The sequence below is a fragment of the Paraburkholderia sp. JHI2823 genome (assembly GCF_038900695.1).
GTDB classification, from domain to species: Bacteria; Pseudomonadota; Gammaproteobacteria; order Burkholderiales; family Burkholderiaceae; genus Paraburkholderia; species Paraburkholderia mimosarum.
In genome coordinates this window covers 1-17,218 of the sequence record NZ_JAYMRY010000002.1, presented here as the reverse complement: position 1 = coordinate 17,218, position 17,218 = coordinate 1, and the positions used below count along the sequence as shown (strand labels likewise).

General features: G+C 66.9%; 14 protein-coding genes. 6 read left to right on the top strand and 8 right to left on the bottom strand.

From position 1 onward, the window contains the following. Nucleotides 1-96: 96 nt before the first annotated feature. A complete protein-coding gene (locus VSR34_RS02650; protein ID WP_342961792.1) occupies nucleotides 97-1,281 on the bottom strand; it encodes an MFS transporter in 1,185 nt (394 codons plus the stop codon). Between the two features lie 349 nt (nucleotides 1,282-1,630). Between VSR34_RS02650 and VSR34_RS02645 the strand changes: the two genes are divergently transcribed. Continuing rightward, entirely contained in the window at nucleotides 1,631-1,897 is a 267-nt protein-coding gene (locus tag VSR34_RS02645) for a hypothetical protein (protein WP_028209557.1), read from the top strand. A 63-nt stretch (nucleotides 1,898-1,960) separates the two neighbouring features. Here the strand turns inward: VSR34_RS02645 and VSR34_RS02640 are convergent, their stop codons facing one another. Both VSR34_RS02640 and VSR34_RS02635 read right to left on the bottom strand, forming a co-directional pair. Continuing rightward, the gene (locus VSR34_RS02640; RefSeq protein ID WP_342961791.1) at nucleotides 1,961-3,781 is read right to left on the bottom strand and encodes a winged helix-turn-helix domain-containing protein; all 1,821 of its coding nucleotides are present in this window, start codon (nucleotides 3,779-3,781) and stop codon (nucleotides 1,961-1,963) included. 226 nt (nucleotides 3,782-4,007) lie between these two features. Next, nucleotides 4,008-4,808, bottom strand: a complete 801-nt coding sequence (locus VSR34_RS02635; RefSeq protein WP_342961790.1) for a crotonase/enoyl-CoA hydratase family protein — start codon at nucleotides 4,806-4,808, stop codon at nucleotides 4,008-4,010. A 115-nt stretch (nucleotides 4,809-4,923) separates the two neighbouring features. On the opposite strand from VSR34_RS02635, the gene VSR34_RS02630 reads away from it, so the two are divergent. Further along, nucleotides 4,924-5,484, top strand: a complete 561-nt coding sequence (locus VSR34_RS02630) for a hypothetical protein (RefSeq protein WP_342961789.1) — start codon at nucleotides 4,924-4,926, stop codon at nucleotides 5,482-5,484. A 76-nt stretch (nucleotides 5,485-5,560) separates the two neighbouring features. Here the strand turns inward: VSR34_RS02630 and VSR34_RS02625 are convergent, their stop codons facing one another. Together VSR34_RS02625 and VSR34_RS02620 are read right to left on the bottom strand one after the other, a co-directional pair. Then, nucleotides 5,561-6,547 carry a LysR family transcriptional regulator gene (locus tag VSR34_RS02625; RefSeq protein WP_342961788.1) on the bottom strand — a complete coding sequence of 329 codons (987 nt, stop codon included), beginning with the start codon at nucleotides 6,545-6,547 and terminating at the stop codon, nucleotides 5,561-5,563. Nucleotides 6,548-7,121: 574 nt separating this feature from the next. Further along, complete coding sequence (locus VSR34_RS02620; protein ID WP_342961787.1) at nucleotides 7,122-8,366, bottom strand: MFS transporter; 1,245 nt, start codon at nucleotides 8,364-8,366, stop codon at nucleotides 7,122-7,124. Between the two features lie 456 nt (nucleotides 8,367-8,822). On the opposite strand from VSR34_RS02620, the gene xdhA reads away from it, so the two are divergent. The 4 genes from xdhA (at nucleotide 8,823) to VSR34_RS02600 (ending at nucleotide 13,800) form a co-directional block, all read left to right on the top strand. Continuing rightward, nucleotides 8,823-10,364, top strand: coding sequence for a xanthine dehydrogenase small subunit (xdhA, locus tag VSR34_RS02615; RefSeq protein ID WP_342961786.1), 1,542 nt, complete (start codon nucleotides 8,823-8,825; stop codon nucleotides 10,362-10,364). 20 nt (nucleotides 10,365-10,384) lie between these two features. Beyond that, nucleotides 10,385-12,754: a xanthine dehydrogenase molybdopterin binding subunit gene (gene xdhB, locus VSR34_RS02610; RefSeq protein ID WP_342961785.1), complete on the top strand. Its 2,370-nt coding sequence runs from the start codon at nucleotides 10,385-10,387 to the stop codon at nucleotides 12,752-12,754. A gap of 18 nt (nucleotides 12,755-12,772) precedes the next feature. Beyond that, nucleotides 12,773-13,363, top strand: coding sequence for a xanthine dehydrogenase accessory protein XdhC (gene xdhC, locus VSR34_RS02605; RefSeq protein WP_342961784.1), 591 nt, complete (start codon nucleotides 12,773-12,775; stop codon nucleotides 13,361-13,363). A 170-nt stretch (nucleotides 13,364-13,533) separates the two neighbouring features. Then, the gene (locus tag VSR34_RS02600) at nucleotides 13,534-13,800 is read left to right on the top strand and encodes an AbrB/MazE/SpoVT family DNA-binding domain-containing protein (RefSeq protein WP_342961783.1); all 267 of its coding nucleotides are present in this window, start codon (nucleotides 13,534-13,536) and stop codon (nucleotides 13,798-13,800) included. A 38-nt stretch (nucleotides 13,801-13,838) separates the two neighbouring features. Here VSR34_RS02600 and VSR34_RS02595 read toward each other — a convergent pair whose 3' ends face one another. The 3 genes from VSR34_RS02595 to VSR34_RS02585 all read right to left on the bottom strand — a co-directional run bounded on the left by VSR34_RS02595 (nucleotide 13,839) and on the right by VSR34_RS02585 (nucleotide 17,187). After that, a complete protein-coding gene (locus VSR34_RS02595; RefSeq protein WP_342961782.1) occupies nucleotides 13,839-14,831 on the bottom strand; it encodes a LysR family transcriptional regulator in 993 nt (330 codons plus the stop codon). A 144-nt stretch (nucleotides 14,832-14,975) separates the two neighbouring features. Next, complete coding sequence (locus tag VSR34_RS02590) at nucleotides 14,976-15,629, bottom strand: 2-hydroxychromene-2-carboxylate isomerase (RefSeq protein ID WP_342961781.1); 654 nt, start codon at nucleotides 15,627-15,629, stop codon at nucleotides 14,976-14,978. Between the two features lie 88 nt (nucleotides 15,630-15,717). Beyond that, entirely contained in the window at nucleotides 15,718-17,187 is a 1,470-nt protein-coding gene (locus tag VSR34_RS02585; RefSeq protein ID WP_342961950.1) for a TAXI family TRAP transporter solute-binding subunit, read from the bottom strand. Between the last annotated feature and the right edge of the window lie 31 nt (nucleotides 17,188-17,218).

Below are 17,218 nucleotides of genomic sequence, written 5' to 3'. Positions count from 1 at the left end.
AGGCGCGTGCGTAGCCTGCCGCAGCCGCGCCTCACGGTGGGCAGTCGCGGTGTGGCACCGCCACGCGTGCCGCCCGCAGGAACGCATAGAAGCGCATCAAGCGCAGGAAGTCGATCCCGAGACCGCCACGCGCCGTCGCGCGCGCCGGTCGATCTGCGCCGAGACGAGCGTGAGCCCGAGCGCCGCGAACGCCGTTGCGACGCCCACCCACGGCAGCGCCGTGAGCGGCGCGCCCGCGCTGATCGCCACGCCGCCGATCCACGCACCGCCCGCGTTGCCAAGGTTGAAGGCGCCCTGGTTGAGCGTGGAGGCGAGGTTGGGCGCGTCGCTCGCGCGGTTCACGATCAGCATCTGCAGCGGCGGCACGATCGCGAACGCGAGAATGCCCCAGACGAAAATCGTCGCCATCGCGGCGATCGGCTCGTGCATGGTCAGCGAGAAAACGGCGAGCACCACGGCGATCGAGGCGAGGAACGTGAGCAGCGAGCGCATGAGCTTCCAGTCGGCGAGCTTGCCGCCCAGCGTGCTGCCCACCGTGAGCCCGAGGCCGAACAGCAGCAGCACGAAGGTGACTTCGTGCGGCGAGAAGCCCGTCACGTCTTCGAGGATCGGCGTGATGTAAGTGAACACCGCGAAGAGGCTGGCCGAAGCCAGCACGCTCATGCCGAGCACCATGAGCACCTGCGGATTCTTCAGTACCCCGAACTCGTGCACGAGGCTAGCCTTCTGCATTTCGATCTTCGCGGGCAGGCACACCTGCAGCGCCGCGGCCGCGAGGACGCCGATGGCGGTCACCGCCCAGAACGTCGTGCGCCAGCCGGCGATCTGCCCGAGCGCGGTGCCGAGCGGCACGCCCAGCACGTTGGCGAGCGTCAAGCCCGTGAACATGAGCGCGATGGCCTGGGCGCGGCGGTTCGGCGCCACGAGCCCGGCCGCGACCACCGAGCCGATGCCGAAGAACGCGCCATGGCAGAACGCCGTGACGATGCGCGCGGCCATCAGGATCGAATAGTTCGGCGCGAGCGCGCACAGCAGGTTGCCGACGATGAAGATGCCGATCAGCCGCATGAGGGCCTGCTTGCGCGGCACGTTGGCAACGGCGATGGCGACGATGGGCGCGCCGATCGTCACGCCGAGCGCATAGGCCGAGACGAGCATACCCGCCGCGGGGATCGAGACGCTCAGGTCGCGCGCGACGTCGGGCAGCAGGCCCATGATGACGAATTCGGTGGTACCGATACCAAAGGCGGCAACGGCAAGGGCGAGGAGAGGCAAGGGCATGGCGTGGGCTCGGCGCGGACCGGCGGCGGGGCAGGCCCGAAGCCGTGGTCATTTAAGTCAACGCGGAATTGTACTGAAACCTCACGCCTCGCATACGGCACGCTTTTCTTCGCTGCCGGGAAAACAACAGCTTTTCCGGGGCGGCGGGGATCCACCATTCGTCTTATTTCTTGACGATTTCTACAGGTTGTCTGCATGGTGCATCGCACTCGCGCGCAGCACGATACCGACACGAACCAGCGCGGCGAAGCTTCCCTGTCCGGGCCGCCCGCCGGCATGGCACCGCCCTGGCCTCGTCCGTTGCGCGCATGACGGCCACGAACATGCGCGACCTTCCTGGAGCGATGACATGAACACGATGAATACCGTACGCATCGCGGTGGCCGCTGCGGCCGCCTTCTTCGCAGGTAGCGCGCTCGCTCAGTCGCAGAGCGATCAGCAGACGCAGGCCAGTGCGCCGCCGCCTGCGCAGGACGTGGGCGGATCGCCCATGTCGACGGGGGCTGCGGGGGCGCCGATCGCGCTCACGCACGCGCAGGTTTATCAGGATCTAGTGCGCTCCCAGCAATCGGGCCAGCAGAAGGCCCTGACTGAAGGGCTCTATCACGGCAACTGAGCGAGGGGATGCTGGCGTTGCAGGACGGCGACCCCACACGCGTTCGCGAACCGCGCCAGTCGCTCAGCGCGTCGGGCCGCCGGCAATATGTTTTTCGATGAGCCGCATGCGCCCGGTCGGGCGCCATGGCGCGAACCACGGATTGGTGCGCAGTTCGCATAGCCGCGAACTGCGCTCGGCAAGCGCGGTTTCGAGCCAGTGGAACATCTCGTCGGGTTGCGCGACGCGCGCATAGGCTTCGGCGATGAGCAGCGGCGACGTGTACCGCGAGCGCCGTCGAGCGAGCAGATCCTCGAGATACCAGCGCAGCACCGCGTCATAGCCGCCTGCTTCCCAGCGGGCGCGAATCGTCGTGGCGCGCGCGTGCTGGTTGCAGTGCTCGAGCGCCTCGACGGTGGCGTCCACGGCCTGCGCATAGAGCTTCTTCACTTCGAACGCCGTGGCGAGCAGCTGATAGACGAGCGGCGGATGCTCCATGTGCCCCGGCGCGAGATATTCGTTGACCACTTCGGCGTGCCTGCCCGACATCACCATGCCGAACGCGCGCGACCCCTGGAACGCCAGCGGATCGATCCGCTCGGCGCGCTCCATCGCGGCGTCGCCCTCGGCGCGCCGCCCCGCCGCGACGAGCATGCGCGCGTACAGCCGATGCGCCTCCGGATAGCTCGGATTGCGCCGTAACGCCTCGCGAAAACCGGCCTCTGCCTGAACCCAGTCCCAATCGTAGAAGTAACGTACGGCCGCGAGCGCATGGTGCGCCTCGGGCAGGTCCGGGTCGAGTTCGAGCGCGCTTTCGGCGAGTGCGCGCGCGACCGGCCAGCCATCGTCGGGCGCGATGAAACCGTGCACCACCGTCGATCCGTAGTAGTTCGAAAGACCTGTGTAGCCGAGCGCATAACTCGGGTCGCGCTCTAGCGCGGCCTCGAAGTACGCGCGGCTGCGCACGAAGTCTTCGCCGCCCAGACCGTGATGCGCGGAAAAACCCGCCTCGAAATGCACGCGCCGATACCAGAAGAAGCGCCCGCGCACATAGGCGTCGTGCGCGGCCGGATCGACGGGCAGGCGCCGCGCGAGCCGCGTGCGCTGCTGCTCGGAAAGCGTCGAGGCGAGGTCCGCAGCGAGCGCGGCGACCGCCTCCTTGAGGATCTCCAGCGCGCCCTGCGTGGCGCTCTCGTGCGCGCGGCTCCAGATCTGCACTTCGTCGGCGCAACGGATAAGACGCGTGAGAATGCGCGTTTGCTGCCCGGCGCGCGTGAGCGAGCCTTCGAGCACGTAATCGAGGGCCAGCTCGCGCGCGATTTCGCCGATGCTCTTTTGCGTCGCGCGATAGCACGCCGCCGTGGTCCGCGCGATCGTGAGAACCCGCTCGGGGTTGAGCGCGCCGAGCGTGACCGAAATTTCGTCGGCGAGCGCGCAGCACAGGCTCTCCTGGCTCGCGTCGTCGGTGAGGTTGGCGAACGGCAGCACCAGCATGCGTACGGGGTGCTCGCCGTGCTCGCGCTCGCGCGAAGCGTGCGCGTCGTGCGCGGCGGCGAGACTGGCGTCGTGCGCCTCGGCGACCGGGGGCAGGATGCCGTCGAAGCGGTAGCCCTTGCCTTTGACCGTGATGAGATGGCGCGGAGCGGCGGGGTCGTCGGCAAGCGCAATGCGGATTTTGCGGATCGCCGTGTTCAGGCCGTTATCGGTGTCGCGAAAGGGGCTGCCGGCCCACAGCCGGTCGACGATATCCGCGCGCGAGATCAGCTCGCCACGGCGCGAGGCAAGCAGGATCAGCAGATCCATGGGCAAGCGTTCCAGGCGAACCTGCACGCCTTCGCGACGCAGCTGGTAGCGCTCGACGTCGAGTTCGAAGTCCGCGAAGCGGATGATTCGATCCGTCGGCATGAGATCTCTCCCGTGATGCGGCATCAGGGAAGGGGCGCCGGGGCGGTTCGTCGGAGGATGGCCCAGGACGCGAGCGTGCTCGACGTCTTGGGGGATCGCGGCAGGAGCGGGGGCTGCGGCGCGGATCAATTCAATCTAGTGCGTCTCGCGCGCGCCTTCAAGAATCGGCCGCGGACCGCTGGCCATTGGCGCATCAGTCCGGCAAGCCGGTTCTTTTCGCTGTGCCTTACTCGTCTAGCGGCTCGCCGTGGCGACCCGCGCCGGCCGCGAAGCGTGCCGCGTGTGCGAGCCCTTCTTCGAGCACCGCGCGATAGCCGTGCGCACCTTCGCGGCGCAGCGCCTCGGCCATATCGGGCAGTTCGCTGTGGTCGAGCGCGGAGCGGCGGTCCGCGAGCAGCGCAGCCTGCGGAAGCGCCGCCAGTTGCGCGGCGATCTGCTCGGCCGCCTTGCGCGCGCCGCCTTTGGGGACCACGCGATTGGCGAGCCCGAACGCGAGCGCTTCCTGGGCATCGACGGCGCGCCCCGTGAGGATGAGATCGAGCGCGCGCGAAAGGCCGATCAGCCGCGGCAGGCGCACGGTGCCGCCGTCGATGAGCGGCACGCCCACGCGCCGGCAGAACACACCGAGCACCGCGTCTTCCTCGACGACGCGCAGATCGCACAGCAACGCGAGCTCCAGCCCACCCGCCACGGCATAGCCCGCCACCGCCGCAATCACGGGCTTGCTGAGCGACATGCGCGTGGGGCCTAGCGGCCCTGGGCCGCCGCCGTCTTCGCGGATTTCGTTGCGGCGCTTGGGGTCGGCGAGCGCCGTCAGGTCCGCGCCCGCGCAGAAGGTGCCGCCCGCGCCGTACAGCACGCCCGCGAGCCAGGCGGAATTGCTTTCGAAGCGCGTAAAGGCGGCTGCCAGCGCATTCGCCGTGGGTCTGTCGATGGCATTGCGCCGCGCCGGGCGATCGAGCACGATAATTGCTACATGTTCCTGGACTTCGATGCGCACGTGTTCGCCGAAGGTTTCGATGGTCATGGGCATCTCCTCGATGCGCCCTGCATTCGTCATAAAAATTTCATGGTCCATCCGTAGCTTAGGCCGGTTTCAACTTGTGAACTGCTTTCCCGCCCCCTGCATGCAATCGACGTCCATGTCCCCTCTCGCATCCTTTCCGGATTCCTCGGCGTCTCCGGCTTGTGGACCTTTCTGGACCGTCCCGCTGCCCGCCCACGACGCGTACGACCATGTGCGTTTCAAACGTGTCTTCACAGCCGATGGCACGCGCCATGAAGTCGTGATCGTCGATTTGCACAAGCTGCTCGTCTGCGCCGATCGCGACGACACCGACTACGTCCTCAAGCCCGTCGACGACTGGCATAGCGGCAAGGTGCGAGGCATTCGTGAATTTCTCGATCCCGACAACGAGCGCGTGCCGCAAATGCCCTATGTGACGATCTCCAAACGCCGCACGACGGGGCTGGCCGGCTGGCTCGGCCTCGCGCACGAAGGCGTGGTGGCGTTCCGCAACGGCCAGCATCGTGCGCGCTACCTCGCGTGGGCAGGCGCGCTATGGCTGCCCGTGGAAGTGCACGAGCGGGAAGCCGCGCTGCTTCGCGAACTGTGTGGCGCGGCCGAGGGCCCGGTCACCTTCGACGACGAGCGTGCGCCCCGTTCTGATGCTTCGTGGCGGCGCGAGCGGCGTGTTCGCTAGCGGCTGCGTGCTGCCCTGGTGCATCGATATCGAACGTGTGCATCGCGCGCCAGCATGACGCGCGGGCGTTGCAGGTTCACGCGACGCTCATCGGCCTGATCGGCGCGCCGGTCGATTCCGCTTTCAATGACGATGGCGTCCCATTCGCAGCAGCGGTTCCGGCACACGCACGATCAAAGTGCTCGAGCGCATAGTCGACGAAGGAGCGCGTCTTCGCAGGCACGTACTGGCGGCTCGAATAGACGATGCACATGCGCGTGTCGGGGTCGTCGGTCTCGTAGTCGGGCAGCAGCCTGCGCAACGTGCCGGCGGCCAGGTCGTCGGCGACGAGCGGCGCGGGCAAGATCGCCACGCCCATGCCGGCCAGCGCACCGAGCCGCACCATCAGCACGTTGTTGACGGTGTAGCCGGGCAGCAGGGTGACCTGTTGCGCACGCTCGCCAGGCCGCGCGAACTGCCACGTCGTACTGCGTTCCTCTGGCGGCAGCGCCACGGCGGGGCACTGTGCGAGTTGCGCGGGCGTGCGCGGCTCTCCATGTTCCGCGAGCCACGCGGCCGACGCGCACGGCACGAACGCCGTGGTGGCCAGCGCGCGTTCGACGAACGCGCCGTGGCGCGCAGGCGTGGCGCCGACGATGGCCACGTCGAAGCCGTCTTCAACGAGATCCACAGGCCCTTCGGCGAGCGTGAGGCGCACATTCACGCGCGGATAAAGGCGCCGGTAGCCGCCGAAGAGCGGCGTGAGCGCGGCCAGCGAAGGCGTGCCGGCGGCGAGCACGCGCAGGGTTCCGCTCGGCTCGCTTTCCGTCTGCGCGACGCTGTTCTCGAGATGATCGAGTTCTTCGAGCACGCAACGGCACCCTTGCAGATATCGCAGGCCTGCCTCCGTCAGCGAGAGATTGCGCGTGGTGCGGTTGATGAGCCGCGTGTTCAGGTGCGCCTCAAGCATGGCGATCGAGCGCGTGACGAGCGCGTTGGAGACGTCGAGCTGCTGTGCCGCGCGACGAAAGCTCTCAGTTTCCGCAACCCTCAGGAAGACGCGCATCGCGTGTATCTGGTTCATGTCTAGCCTCGTATGCTCAATGCGTGGACCGGTTGAGTGCGCACTGCGACTGCTGGCGGACGTGCGTGAGGAGGCGGCCTGGCGCCTCGCACTAGCCAATGAACCTCAAAAGCGGAACCTCGATAATCCAGTAAAAATCATATTGGCAGTTTGTGGGAATTACAATGTTGTCCCAGCAAACGTCAGATTCAATAACCCTCAAGGTGCGCAATAGATTGACAAATGCGATTTTGCGTATCGCATATTCAATTGGGTGCCATTCCGCATAGCGGGTTCGCCCGATTCATGCCAGCTCTAACACATTGCTGCGGGGCGCGCACGTGCGAATCGCAACGAGTATGCAGTAAATTTCATGGGATGGTGAGCCAATTGCACTTTGCGAATTAGACCTGATTTGCAAGCCGGCAATCAGCGCGCGTGAATTTCCATGTCATGCAAAAGAATGATTGTGCATGACATGGCAATGGCTTGAATGTTATTTAATATGCATTCCCGTCCGTTCTTTGATAGCGCTTTCAAGAGAACGAAGGCGTATCCCGGCAGCCGTGAGCCGCCCCTGCTGCACGCGGTTGCTTTATTCGCCCTGTTGGGCGGTGGATGCGGCCGTGCTTTGCGCGGTGCCTGCGCTTCGCGCGCGCAGGCTCTTGCGATGGAGCGAAACCGAAAGCGCCACGGCGGACGCTGCCGCGATCGCGGCGAAGAGAAAAACCGAGCCATACCCGAACAGATTCGCGACATAGCCCGCGAGCGGTCCGGTGATGCCGAGCGAGAGATCGAGGAACACCGAGTAGGCCGAGAGCGCCGCGCCGCGGCTCGCGGGCGGCACGAGTCCGACCGCCTCGACGCCGAGCGCCGGAAACACGAGCGCGAAGCCGAAGCCGGTGAGCGCCGCGCCCGCGAGCGCGATTTGCGGCGTGGGCGCGAGCCAGAGCAGCAGCAAGCCTGCGCACTCGAACGAGAACGAGGCGATGGCGACGCGGAAACCGCCGAAGCGTTTGATCGTGTTCGCGAACAGGAGGCGCGCGCCGATGAACATCAGGCCGAACACCGTGAGCGTGAACGCCGCGTTGGGCCAGTGGCGCGCCGCGTAGAACAGCGTGACGAAGGTGGCGATGGAGCCGAAGCCCGCCGAGCCGAGCGCGAGGCCAATGCCGTGCGGCAGCACGCGCGTGAACACGCTGCGGTACGACATGCGCTCGCCGTGTACGAGCGGCACCGGCGCGATCGGGCGCGCGAGCCAGAAGCCGAGCGCGGCCAGCGCGATGACCGAAACGCCGAGTGCCCAGTAGCCGAGGAAACGCCCCATCTCCACGCCGAGCGGCGCACCGATCGCGAGCGCGCCGTACGTGGCGATGCCGTTCCACGAGATGACCTTCGCGTTGTGCGCGGTCCCCACGCGGCCGATGCCCCAGAGAATCGCGCCCGTGCCGCACAGGCTCTCGCCGCACCCGAGCAGCAGGCGGCTCACGACGAGCAGTGCGAGCGCGAGGCCGGGCCAGTGATCGACGAGCGTGCCGAGCAGCAGCAGCACGCCGCTCGCGCCGCAGATCGTCAGGCCGATCGTCACGGTTTTCTTGGGACCGAGCGTATCCGCCGAGCGGCCCGCGAGCGCGCGCGAGCAGAGCGTGGCGATGTACTGCACGCTGATCGCCGCGCCCGCCACCACGGTGCTGAAACCGAGATCGTTGTGCACGAAGCCCGGCAGGACGGCGAGGGGGATGCCGATCGTCAGGTAGCAGAGGAAGGTGAAAAAGACGACCGGGATGATCTGCAGGGTCGTCGATGCGGCGTTGCGCGGGGGCGCCAAATCGGCAGACATGGGGAAAATGCGGATAGCTAACGGCGGGAAAGGCGGGATTGTCCCATGGAACCGGTTCTCGTGCAGAAATGGACAAGCGGTGCGGGTACGCGGAGCGCGCTTGTTTCGCGCTGAGCCAGTGTGCTGCCTGGCGGACGCTACCCTTCGAAGATGCCGCGATATCACGGGACGTTGGCCGCAATTCGTGCAGATTCTGTCTCTGTGTCCGACCGTTCGTGCGGAAGGCGACGTCAATCGACCGTGTCCGTTATTCGCACATCCACCGGAAAACCGCGCAATCGAGCCATCCCAACATAAGTGCGGCATCATCACAGCGCGCGGATTTATCGATCCAGCGATATATCCCCCATGCTCGCGTAGCTATGGGTTGCCAATATTGGCAGTGATAGTTTTCGAAGCGTCCACTCGAGCGGCACACGCCTTTTGCGAGCCGCAGCCAACGACGAGCCAGAACCCATGAACCAGCCGATCCGCTTCTATCACCGCAACGCGATCCGCGAAGTCAGCGACGCGGGCGTCACGCGCACCGTTCTTCAATATCTGCGCGAAGACGCGCGCTGCACCGGCACCAAGGAAGGCTGCGCCGAAGGCGATTGCGGCGCCTGCACCGTCGTGGTGGGCGAACGCGACGAAGCGGGCGGCGTGAGCTTCAAGGCCGTCAACGCCTGCATCCAGTTCCTGCCGACGCTCGACGGCAAGGCGCTCTTCACCGTCGAAGACCTGCGCCAGCCCGACGGCTCGCTGCATCCCGTGCAGCAGGCCATGGTCGACTGCCACGGCTCGCAATGCGGTTTTTGCACGCCGGGCTTCGTGATGTCGATGTGGGCGCTCTACGAGAAGCATGGCCACGAGCACGGCGGCCAGGCCGGCAAGGGCGGCTGCGCGGGCAAGGGCGCGTGCAGCGCGCCTACGCGCGAAGAGATCGCCAACGCGCTCACGGGCAACCTGTGCCGCTGCACCGGCTACCGGCCGATCCTCGACGCCGCCGAGCGGATGTTCCAGATGGATGCGCCAAAACAGCCCGTCGACGTGAAGGCGCTCGCGCAGACGCTCGCCACGCTCGAACGCAAGGACACGTTCCACTACGAGCACCGCGGCCAGCGCTACGATGCGCCGCGCACCGTCGAGGCGCTCGCCGCGATCAAGGCCGAGCGCCCGACCACGCGCATTCTCGCGGGCAGCACCGACATCGGCCTGTGGGTCACGAAGCAGATGCGGGAGCTGGGCGACGTCGTCTATGTGGGCCAGATCGATGCGATGCGCGACGTCAAGGTGAGCGACGCGTGGATCGAGATCGGCGCGGGCGTGACGGTCGAGCGCGGCTATGCCGAGCTGGCGAAGCATTACCCCGAACTCGAGGAGATGTGGCTGCGCTTCGCCTCGCTGCCGATCCGCAACGCGGGCACGATCGGCGGCAACGTGGCGAACGGCTCGCCCATCGGCGACTCGATGCCTGGCCTCATTGCGCTCGGTGCGCGCGTGGTGCTGCGCGGCGGCGAGATCGAGCGCGAAATGCCGCTCGAAGACCTCTATCAGGCGTACCAGAAGAAGGACATGGCGGAGCACGAATTCGTGCTCGCGCTGAAGGTGCCCACGCGCACCGGCGCGCGCGCGAACCTGCGGTTTCGCACCTACAAGATTTCGAAGCGCTTCGATTCGGACATCTCGGCCGTGTGCGCCGCATTCGCCTGGATCGCCGATGGCGACGTGATCCGCGAGCCGCGCATCGCGTTCGGCGGCATGGCCGCGACGCCGAAGCGCGCGAGCCACGCGGAGGCCGTGCTCGCCGGCGCGCAATGGCACGAGGCGACGGTACAGGCCGCGATGATCGCGCTAGGCGACGACTACGCGCCGCTTTCCGACATGCGCGCGACGAGCGAGTACCGCCTCGAAGCCGCGAAGAACACGCTGTACCGCTTCTGGCTCGAAACGCGTGCGCACGATCCGCTCGCGCCGCAGGCGCTCAATGTGCGCAACGTGACAGCGGAACCGGCCTGAGATATTCGGAGAACGAAACAATGAACCAGCAAGCCGAACCGTTCCTGGACGAACTGAAAGCGCACGACCCCGTCGAGTCGTTCACGCAGGTGCACGTCTCGCGTCCGCACGAATCCGCCCATCTGCACGTGAGCGGGCGCGCCACGTACACCGACGACATTCCGCTCGTGGCAGGCACGCTGCACGCCGCGCTCGGCCTCTCGCAGAAGGCTCATGCGCGCATCGTCTCGATGGATCTCGCGAAAGTGCGTGCGACGCCGGGCGTGGTGGCCGTGCTCACGGCCGGGGACATTCCCGGCGTGAACGATTGCGGCCCGATCATCCACGACGATCCGGTTCTCGCCGATGGCGTCGTGCAGTACGTCGGCCAGCCGATGTTCATCGTGGTGGCGGCTTCGCACGACACGGCGCGCCTCGCTGCGCGCCGCGCCGAGGTGCGCTACGAGGAACTGCCCGCGGTGCTCACGGCGCAGCAGGCGCGCGCCGCCGGACAATCCGTGCTGCCGCCGATGAAGCTCGCGCGCGGCGAGGCGTCCGCGCGTGCCGCGCGCGCCGCGCATCGCCACGAGGGCGAGATGCTGCTCGGCGGCCAGGAGCAGTTCTATCTCGAAGGGCAGATCGCGTACGCGGTGCCGAAGGACGACGACGGCATGCACGTGTGGTGCTCCACGCAGCATCCGAGCGAAATGCAGCACCTCGTCGCGCACGTGCTGGGCGTCGCCTCGCACAACGTGCTCGTGGAATGCCGCCGCATGGGCGGCGGTTTTGGCGGCAAGGAATCGCAGTCGGGCCTCTTCGCCTGCTGCGCCGCGCTCGCCGCATGGAAGCTGCTGTGCCCCGTGAAACTGCGTCCCGACCGCGACGACGACATGATGGTGACGGGCAAGCGCCACGACTTCCATTACACCTACGAAGTGGGCTACGACGACGCGGGCACGATCGAAGGCGTGTCGGTCGACATGACTTCGCGCTGCGGCTTTTCCGCGGATCTTTCCGGCCCGGTGATGACGCGCGCCGTCTGCCACTTCGACAACGCCTACTGGTTGCCCGACGTATCGATTTCCGGTTTCTGCGGCAAGACCAACACGCAGTCGAATACGGCGTTTCGCGGCTTTGGCGGCCCACAGGGCGCGTTCGCGATCGAATACATCATGGACGACGTGGCGCGCTCGCTCGGCCTCGACTCGCTCGACGTGCGCCGCCGCAACCTCTACGGCAAGACGCACAACAACGAGACGCCCTATGGCCAGGTCATCGAGGACAACGTCATTCACGAGCTGATCGACGAGCTCGTCGAAACGAGCGGCTACCGCGCAAGGCGTGCGGCGATCCGCGAGTTCAACGCGAACAGCGAGGTGCTCAAGAAGGGCATCGCGCTCACGCCGGTCAAGTTCGGCATTGCGTTCAACGTCACGCATTTCAACCAGGCGGGCGCGCTCGTTCACATCTACACCGACGGCTCGGTGCTCGTGAACCATGGCGGCACCGAGATGGGCCAGGGCCTCAACACGAAGGTCGCGCAGGTCGTGGCGCACGAGCTCGGCATCGAGTTCGACCGCGTGCGCGTCACCGCCACCGATACGAGCAAGGTCGCCAACACGTCGGCCACGGCGGCCTCGACGGGCAGCGACCTGAACGGCAAGGCCGCGCAGGACGCCGCGCGCCAGCTGCGCGAGCGCCTCGCCGCGCTCGCGGCGACCACGTGGGGCAAGGGCGAAGTCAATGCCGCCGACGTGCAGTTCGCGAACGACTGCGTGATCGTGGGCGAGGAGATCGTGCCGTTCGAAACGCTGGTTTCGAAGGCGTATCTCGCGCGCGTGCAGCTCTGGTCGGACGGCTTCTACGCCACGCCCAAGCTGTACTGGGATCAGGCGGCGCTGCGCGGGAGGCCGTTCTACTACTACTCGTATGGCGCGGCGGTTTCCGAGGTCGTGATCGACACGCTCACCGGCGAAATGCGCGTGCTGCGCGCCGACGCCCTGCACGACGTGGGCGCTTCGCTGAACCCCGCGCTCGACGTGGGCCAGGTGGAAGGCGGCTTCATTCAGGGCATGGGCTGGCTCACCACGGAAGAACTCTGGTGGAAGGCGGACGGCAAGCTGATGACGCACGCGCCCTCCACCTACAAGATCCCGACCGTGAACGACACGCCCGCCGAATTCAACGTGAAGCTCTTCAAGAACCGCAATGCGGAAGACAGCATTCATCGCTCGAAGGCCGTGGGCGAGCCACCGCTCCTGCTGCCGTTCTCGGTGTTTTTCGCAATTCGCGACGCCGTGGCGAGCGTGGCCGACTACCGGTTCAACCCGCCGATGAATGCGCCCGCCACCGCCGAGGAGATCCTCAAGGCCGTGCGCGCGGTGCGGGCCATGGCGCGCGGTGCGGCGTGAGGCGCGGAGTTTCGAACCATGAATCGTCATCCTGAACATTGTGTGCGCGTCGATGAAACCGGCCGTGTGGTCATCGGCCGCCGCAGCACGCCCGTGCCGCACTACGGGCCCATGCATATCGTGCTGTTCGGCGCGGGACACGTGGGCCACGCGCTCGTCACGCTGCTCGGCATGCTGCCGTGCGTCGTGCAGTGGGTGGACGAGCGCGACGAACTGTTCCCCGACGAAGTGCCCGCCAACGTCCAGATCGAGGCCACGGACACGCCGGCCGCGATCGTCGACGAGGCGCCGGCGGGCGCGTATTTCCTCGTGATGACGCACAATCACGCGCTCGATTTCGAGTTGACCGAGCACATCATGCGCCGGCGCGATTTCGCATGGTTCGGGCTGATCGGCTCGAAAACGAAGCGCGTGAAGTTCGAGCGGCGGCTTCTTGATCGTGGCATCGCCGCGGAGCAGCTTGGCGAGATGACCTGTCCGATCGGCGTGGCGGGCATCGTCGACAAGGCGCCTTCATCGATCGCGGTGGCCGTGGCCGCGCAGCTCATGCAGATGCGGGTGGCGCAGCGTCCGGCCGCTGTGAAAACGGTTGCGCTCGAGGGAGGCTGAGACAGGCATGCGCGGCCGTGTTACCCCGCGCCTGCAAGCCGTCGCCGCAACTGATTGCGGCGACTAACGCTTGCCGATATCGCGTCTCGTTGGCGGCGTGGTGCGTCGACGGTTGCCTTGGCATTTCCGTTTGCCTTACCTTAGAGTAAAGGCGTCTCGGAGGTGCCTTTATGACAGCAGCAACGATCACTTCGAAGGGCCAGGTCACGATCCCGGTAGACGTGCGCGACCAGCTTGGCCTCCAGGCGGGAGACCGGATCGAGTTCAGTTTCAATGAGGCGACGGGGCGCTATGAGATCTTTCCGGCCACGCGCTCGCTTGCGTCGCTCAAAGGCATCGTGAAGAAGCCCGCGAGACCGGTCTCGATCGACGACATGAACCGGGTCGTCGCCGGGCGGGGGACGATCTCAACAAGTCATCACGGCGCGAGCCGATAAAAAACGCGGCAGGACGAGAAGCGAGACGGGCGCGTGTTTCAATGAGGCGCCTCGTCGCCAGCCGCGCGCGCGGCCCTGTTCGCTCCCGGGCGCTTCCCGTCGCGCTCGGCCGTCAACGTCTGCGACACTTCATCGATCAACGCCCGCAGCCATCCCACGTCGCTGGGCCTGTCCGGCTGCAGATGCCACATCTGGTAGCAGCGAATGCGCGGGAACGCGAACGGCGTATCGACCACGGCAATGGGCAGCAGCTTCGCGTAATGCTGCGCGAAGCGCCGCGTCGTCGTGAAGATCAGATCCGACTGCATCAGCACCTGCGGTACGAGCCCGAAGTAGGGCAGCGTCGCGACGATGCGCCGCTCGGCTTTTGCCTTCGCGAAGCCCAGATCGATCGCGCTCGCGTGCGCGCCCGTGTACGGCGTGGGCGCGAGATGCGGTGCGGCGAGATAGGCCTCGCGCGTGAGCTCGCGGCGCGCGAGCGGATGATCCGCGCGCATCATGCAGACCACCTTGTCCGAGAACAGGTCGCTGCGCGCGAAACGCGCTTCGGGCTTCGGCCAGTTGCCGATCACGATGTCGAGCTCGCCTGCGTCCAGGGCGACGTGGTGATCGAGCGTTGGCGAGAGCGAGAGAATTTCCAGCCGCGCCGCGGGCGCCGTCTCGCGAAAGCGCGCGATGAGCGTCGGCATGAAGAAGTCGTTGAGATAGTCGGGGGCGGCGAGGCGAAAGGTGCGCTTCGAGCGCGCTGGGTCGAAATCGCCGTGCGGCGTAGCCACGAACTCGACATCGCGCAGCACGCGCTGCGCGTGTTGCAGCAGCGACTCGCCGTACTCGGTCGGCACCATGCCGGCTTTGCCGCGCACGAGTATCGGGTCGCCCAGGATCTCGCGCAGCCGGCGCAGCGCCGTGCTGATGGCGGGCTGCGTCTGGTTCAGGCGCAACGCGGCTTGCGTGACGCTGCGCTCCACCAGCAGCGTGCGCAGCACGCGCACCAGCCAGATGTCGAGGGAGAGGGCGGTATCGTCGTCCATGGGGCGTGGCGGGCAAAGACGCGTGCGCGCATCGACACGAAAGCGCGCACGGATTCACCCCATAACCATAAGCCGGCTCGCGTGCCGCCGCCATAGGGCGCGCGGCATGCCGGGAATCAGACGGGCGCGCTGCCCGTCACTCCGTTACTCTGCTGCGCGCTTGGCGAGTCCCGAAGGCAACGACGTGATGCGCCTGACTTCGCGGGAATCGAGCCAGTTCGGCGAGCGCGCGCAGTAGAGCACCATCGGCAACGCGTCCTCGCCCCAGAAGAGCTGCTTGTTCATCCAGAACGTCGGCACGCCGAACACGCCCATCGCGATCGCGTCATTGGTGTTGCGGCGCAACTGCGCGCGCACGGCTTCTTCTTCGATCAGCGACTCGCCGTGCGCGATGCCCACGCGCTCGCAAAGCTGCTCGAAGCCCTCTTCGGTCGACGGGTCGCGCCCCTCGCGCCAGATGAAGCGGAAGATCTCGCGCACGCAGGCGAGGTCGCCTCCGGCCGCGATGGCGAGCAGCATCGGCTTGATCGAGTCGAACGGGTGCGCGGGCGGCATCTTGAACGGAATGCCGAGCTGCTCGGCGCGAAAGAGCGCGTGCCGGTAGGTGAAGACGCGTTTGGCCGGGATCGCAGAGCTGAGCGGCTGGCCCCAGTGGCGGTACAGCTCGGAGAGCAATACCGGCGTCGGCACGAAGTCGAAGCCGGGCCACTTGTCGTGCTGCTCCAGCAACAAATACGAAAACGGCGATACGAAGTCGTAGAACCAGGTTGGCTGGTTGGCGTCGATGCCGTTGATCATGCTGTTCCTCCGCTCTAGCGCTATGTCCGGGCCGTGGTGCGCGTGGCCCATTGTTGTATGCAACCGGTTCAAAATGCGTGCGGCGGCGCTAGTGCGTGCGCTCGCCTGTGTCGTTGCCGCCGCTTTCTTCTGCATGGCTCGCCTCGTTGCCTGCTGTGTCCGCTTCCTGGCTTTCGCCTTCCTGCGCCCCTTCGCTTTCGGCGCGATCGGCGGCCCGCGTATCGCGCGCCTCCGCGAGCCGCGCGCGCACGAAGCCGATGTGCTCGCGCAGGACGTAGAACTGCTCGGCGTAAGCGAGTGGCATTTTCATGCCGTTCACCGACTCTTCGATGGAGTCGAGCCGGCGCAGCAGCGCTTGCCGCTCGGCTGGCGAGATGTCGGCCATGGCCGCGCGCTCGAGCGCGATGAGCGAGCCGTACCAGCGGTAGATCCGCGATTTTACCCGCCAGGCGTAGAGCGACGGCACGATCCGCATGCCGGGAATCAGCACGACGATGATCGGCACCAGCAACACGACGAGCCGGTCGGCTAGGCTCGCGACCCAGAACGGCAGCACGCGGTACAGGAAGCTCTTGCCCGACTTGTAATAGCGCGCGGCGTCGGCGCTAATCGGGAAGTCCTGGGCGCGCGGCGAAGGGAACTCGCCCGCGCGCTGCAGCAGCGTCGAACGGCCGTGTACTTCCTTGGCCGCTTCGATAAGGAGGTCCGAGAGCGCCGGATGCAGCGAGTCGCGCGCCACCAGCTCGGCCGTGGGCGCGATGAACTGCAGCGGCTCGGGAGGCAGATTGCGGCCGAAGTCGAACGCGCCCATCGGAATCGTGATGGCCGTGAGGTAGGGGAAGCGGCGCGCGTAGGCGTCGGCCTGCGTGAAGTCGAAAAAGCGCACGCCAGGCGTGCGCATGAGGCGGCCCATGACCGGCGGCTGCGCGGAGTCGCCCGCGAGAAAGGCCACGTCGGTCTTGCCTTCCACGAGCGCGCGCGCGGCGTCCTCGCCGGAGAGCGGCAGGAGCTTCGTCGAGCCGCCCGGCTCGATGCCGTTCGCCTTGAGCAGGGTGAGCGCCAGCTCGCGCGTGCCGCTGCCTTCCGCGCCGATGGCGAGCCGCTGGCCCGCGAACTGCGAGAGCCGCGTGGCGACGGGGCCGTGGTAGAACACGACGAGCGGCACGTAGGCCACGCTGCCGAGCGAGACGAGACCGTCGGGCACCTTGCTCGCGAGGCCGTCCTGCACGAACGCAACGTCGACGTGAGCGTCCGGATCGGCCACGCGACGCAGGTTCTGCAGCGAGCCTTCCGATTCGAGCACGGTCAGCGCGATCTTGTTGCGCGCGAGGATTTCCTTGTACTTCTGGGCGGCGTTCCAGTAGGTGCTGCCCTTGGGGCCGGCGCTCATGGTGAGCGTGTTGGGCGGCGCGGGCTGGATGAGGCGCACCGCGAGCCAGATGGCCGCCGCGCTCACGAGCAGGATGGGGCCGAACGTGACGGCCAGGTCGCGCCACGAGATCGCCACGAAGCGCGCGACGAGACGGGGACGAGGTTTGCGGCCGGTGGGGGACTTCATCGGGGTGGAGCGGCCTTGGGTGGTTCGGGGT

Coding starts and splice junctions, on each gene's coding strand:
- VSR34_RS02635 (WP_342961790.1), bottom strand. CDS start 4,808: ATGACCATCGAAACCTTCGGCGAACACGTGCGCATCGAAGTCCAGGAA.
- VSR34_RS02600 (WP_342961783.1), top strand. CDS start 13,534: ATGACAGCAGCAACGATCACTTCGAAGGGCCAGGTCACGATCCCGGTA.
- VSR34_RS02585 (WP_342961950.1), bottom strand. CDS start 17,187: ATGAAGTCCCCCACCGGCCGCAAACCTCGTCCCCGTCTCGTCGCGCGC.
- VSR34_RS02595 (WP_342961782.1), bottom strand. CDS start 14,831: ATGGACGACGATACCGCCCTCTCCCTCGACATCTGGCTGGTGCGCGTG.
- VSR34_RS02640 (WP_342961791.1), bottom strand. CDS start 3,781: ATGCCGACGGATCGAATCATCCGCTTCGCGGACTTCGAACTCGACGTC.
- VSR34_RS02645 (WP_028209557.1), top strand. CDS start 1,631: ATGAACACGATGAATACCGTACGCATCGCGGTGGCCGCTGCGGCCGCC.
- VSR34_RS02650 (WP_342961792.1), bottom strand. CDS start 1,281: ATGCCCTTGCCTCTCCTCGCCCTTGCCGTTGCCGCCTTTGGTATCGGT.
- VSR34_RS02590 (WP_342961781.1), bottom strand. CDS start 15,629: ATGATCAACGGCATCGACGCCAACCAGCCAACCTGGTTCTACGACTTC.
- VSR34_RS02630 (WP_342961789.1), top strand. CDS start 4,924: ATGTCCCCTCTCGCATCCTTTCCGGATTCCTCGGCGTCTCCGGCTTGT.
- xdhB (WP_342961785.1), top strand. CDS start 10,385: ATGAACCAGCAAGCCGAACCGTTCCTGGACGAACTGAAAGCGCACGAC.
- VSR34_RS02625 (WP_342961788.1), bottom strand. CDS start 6,547: ATGAACCAGATACACGCGATGCGCGTCTTCCTGAGGGTTGCGGAAACT.
- VSR34_RS02620 (WP_342961787.1), bottom strand. CDS start 8,366: ATGTCTGCCGATTTGGCGCCCCCGCGCAACGCCGCATCGACGACCCTG.
- xdhC (WP_342961784.1), top strand. CDS start 12,773: ATGAATCGTCATCCTGAACATTGTGTGCGCGTCGATGAAACCGGCCGT.
- xdhA (WP_342961786.1), top strand. CDS start 8,823: ATGAACCAGCCGATCCGCTTCTATCACCGCAACGCGATCCGCGAAGTC.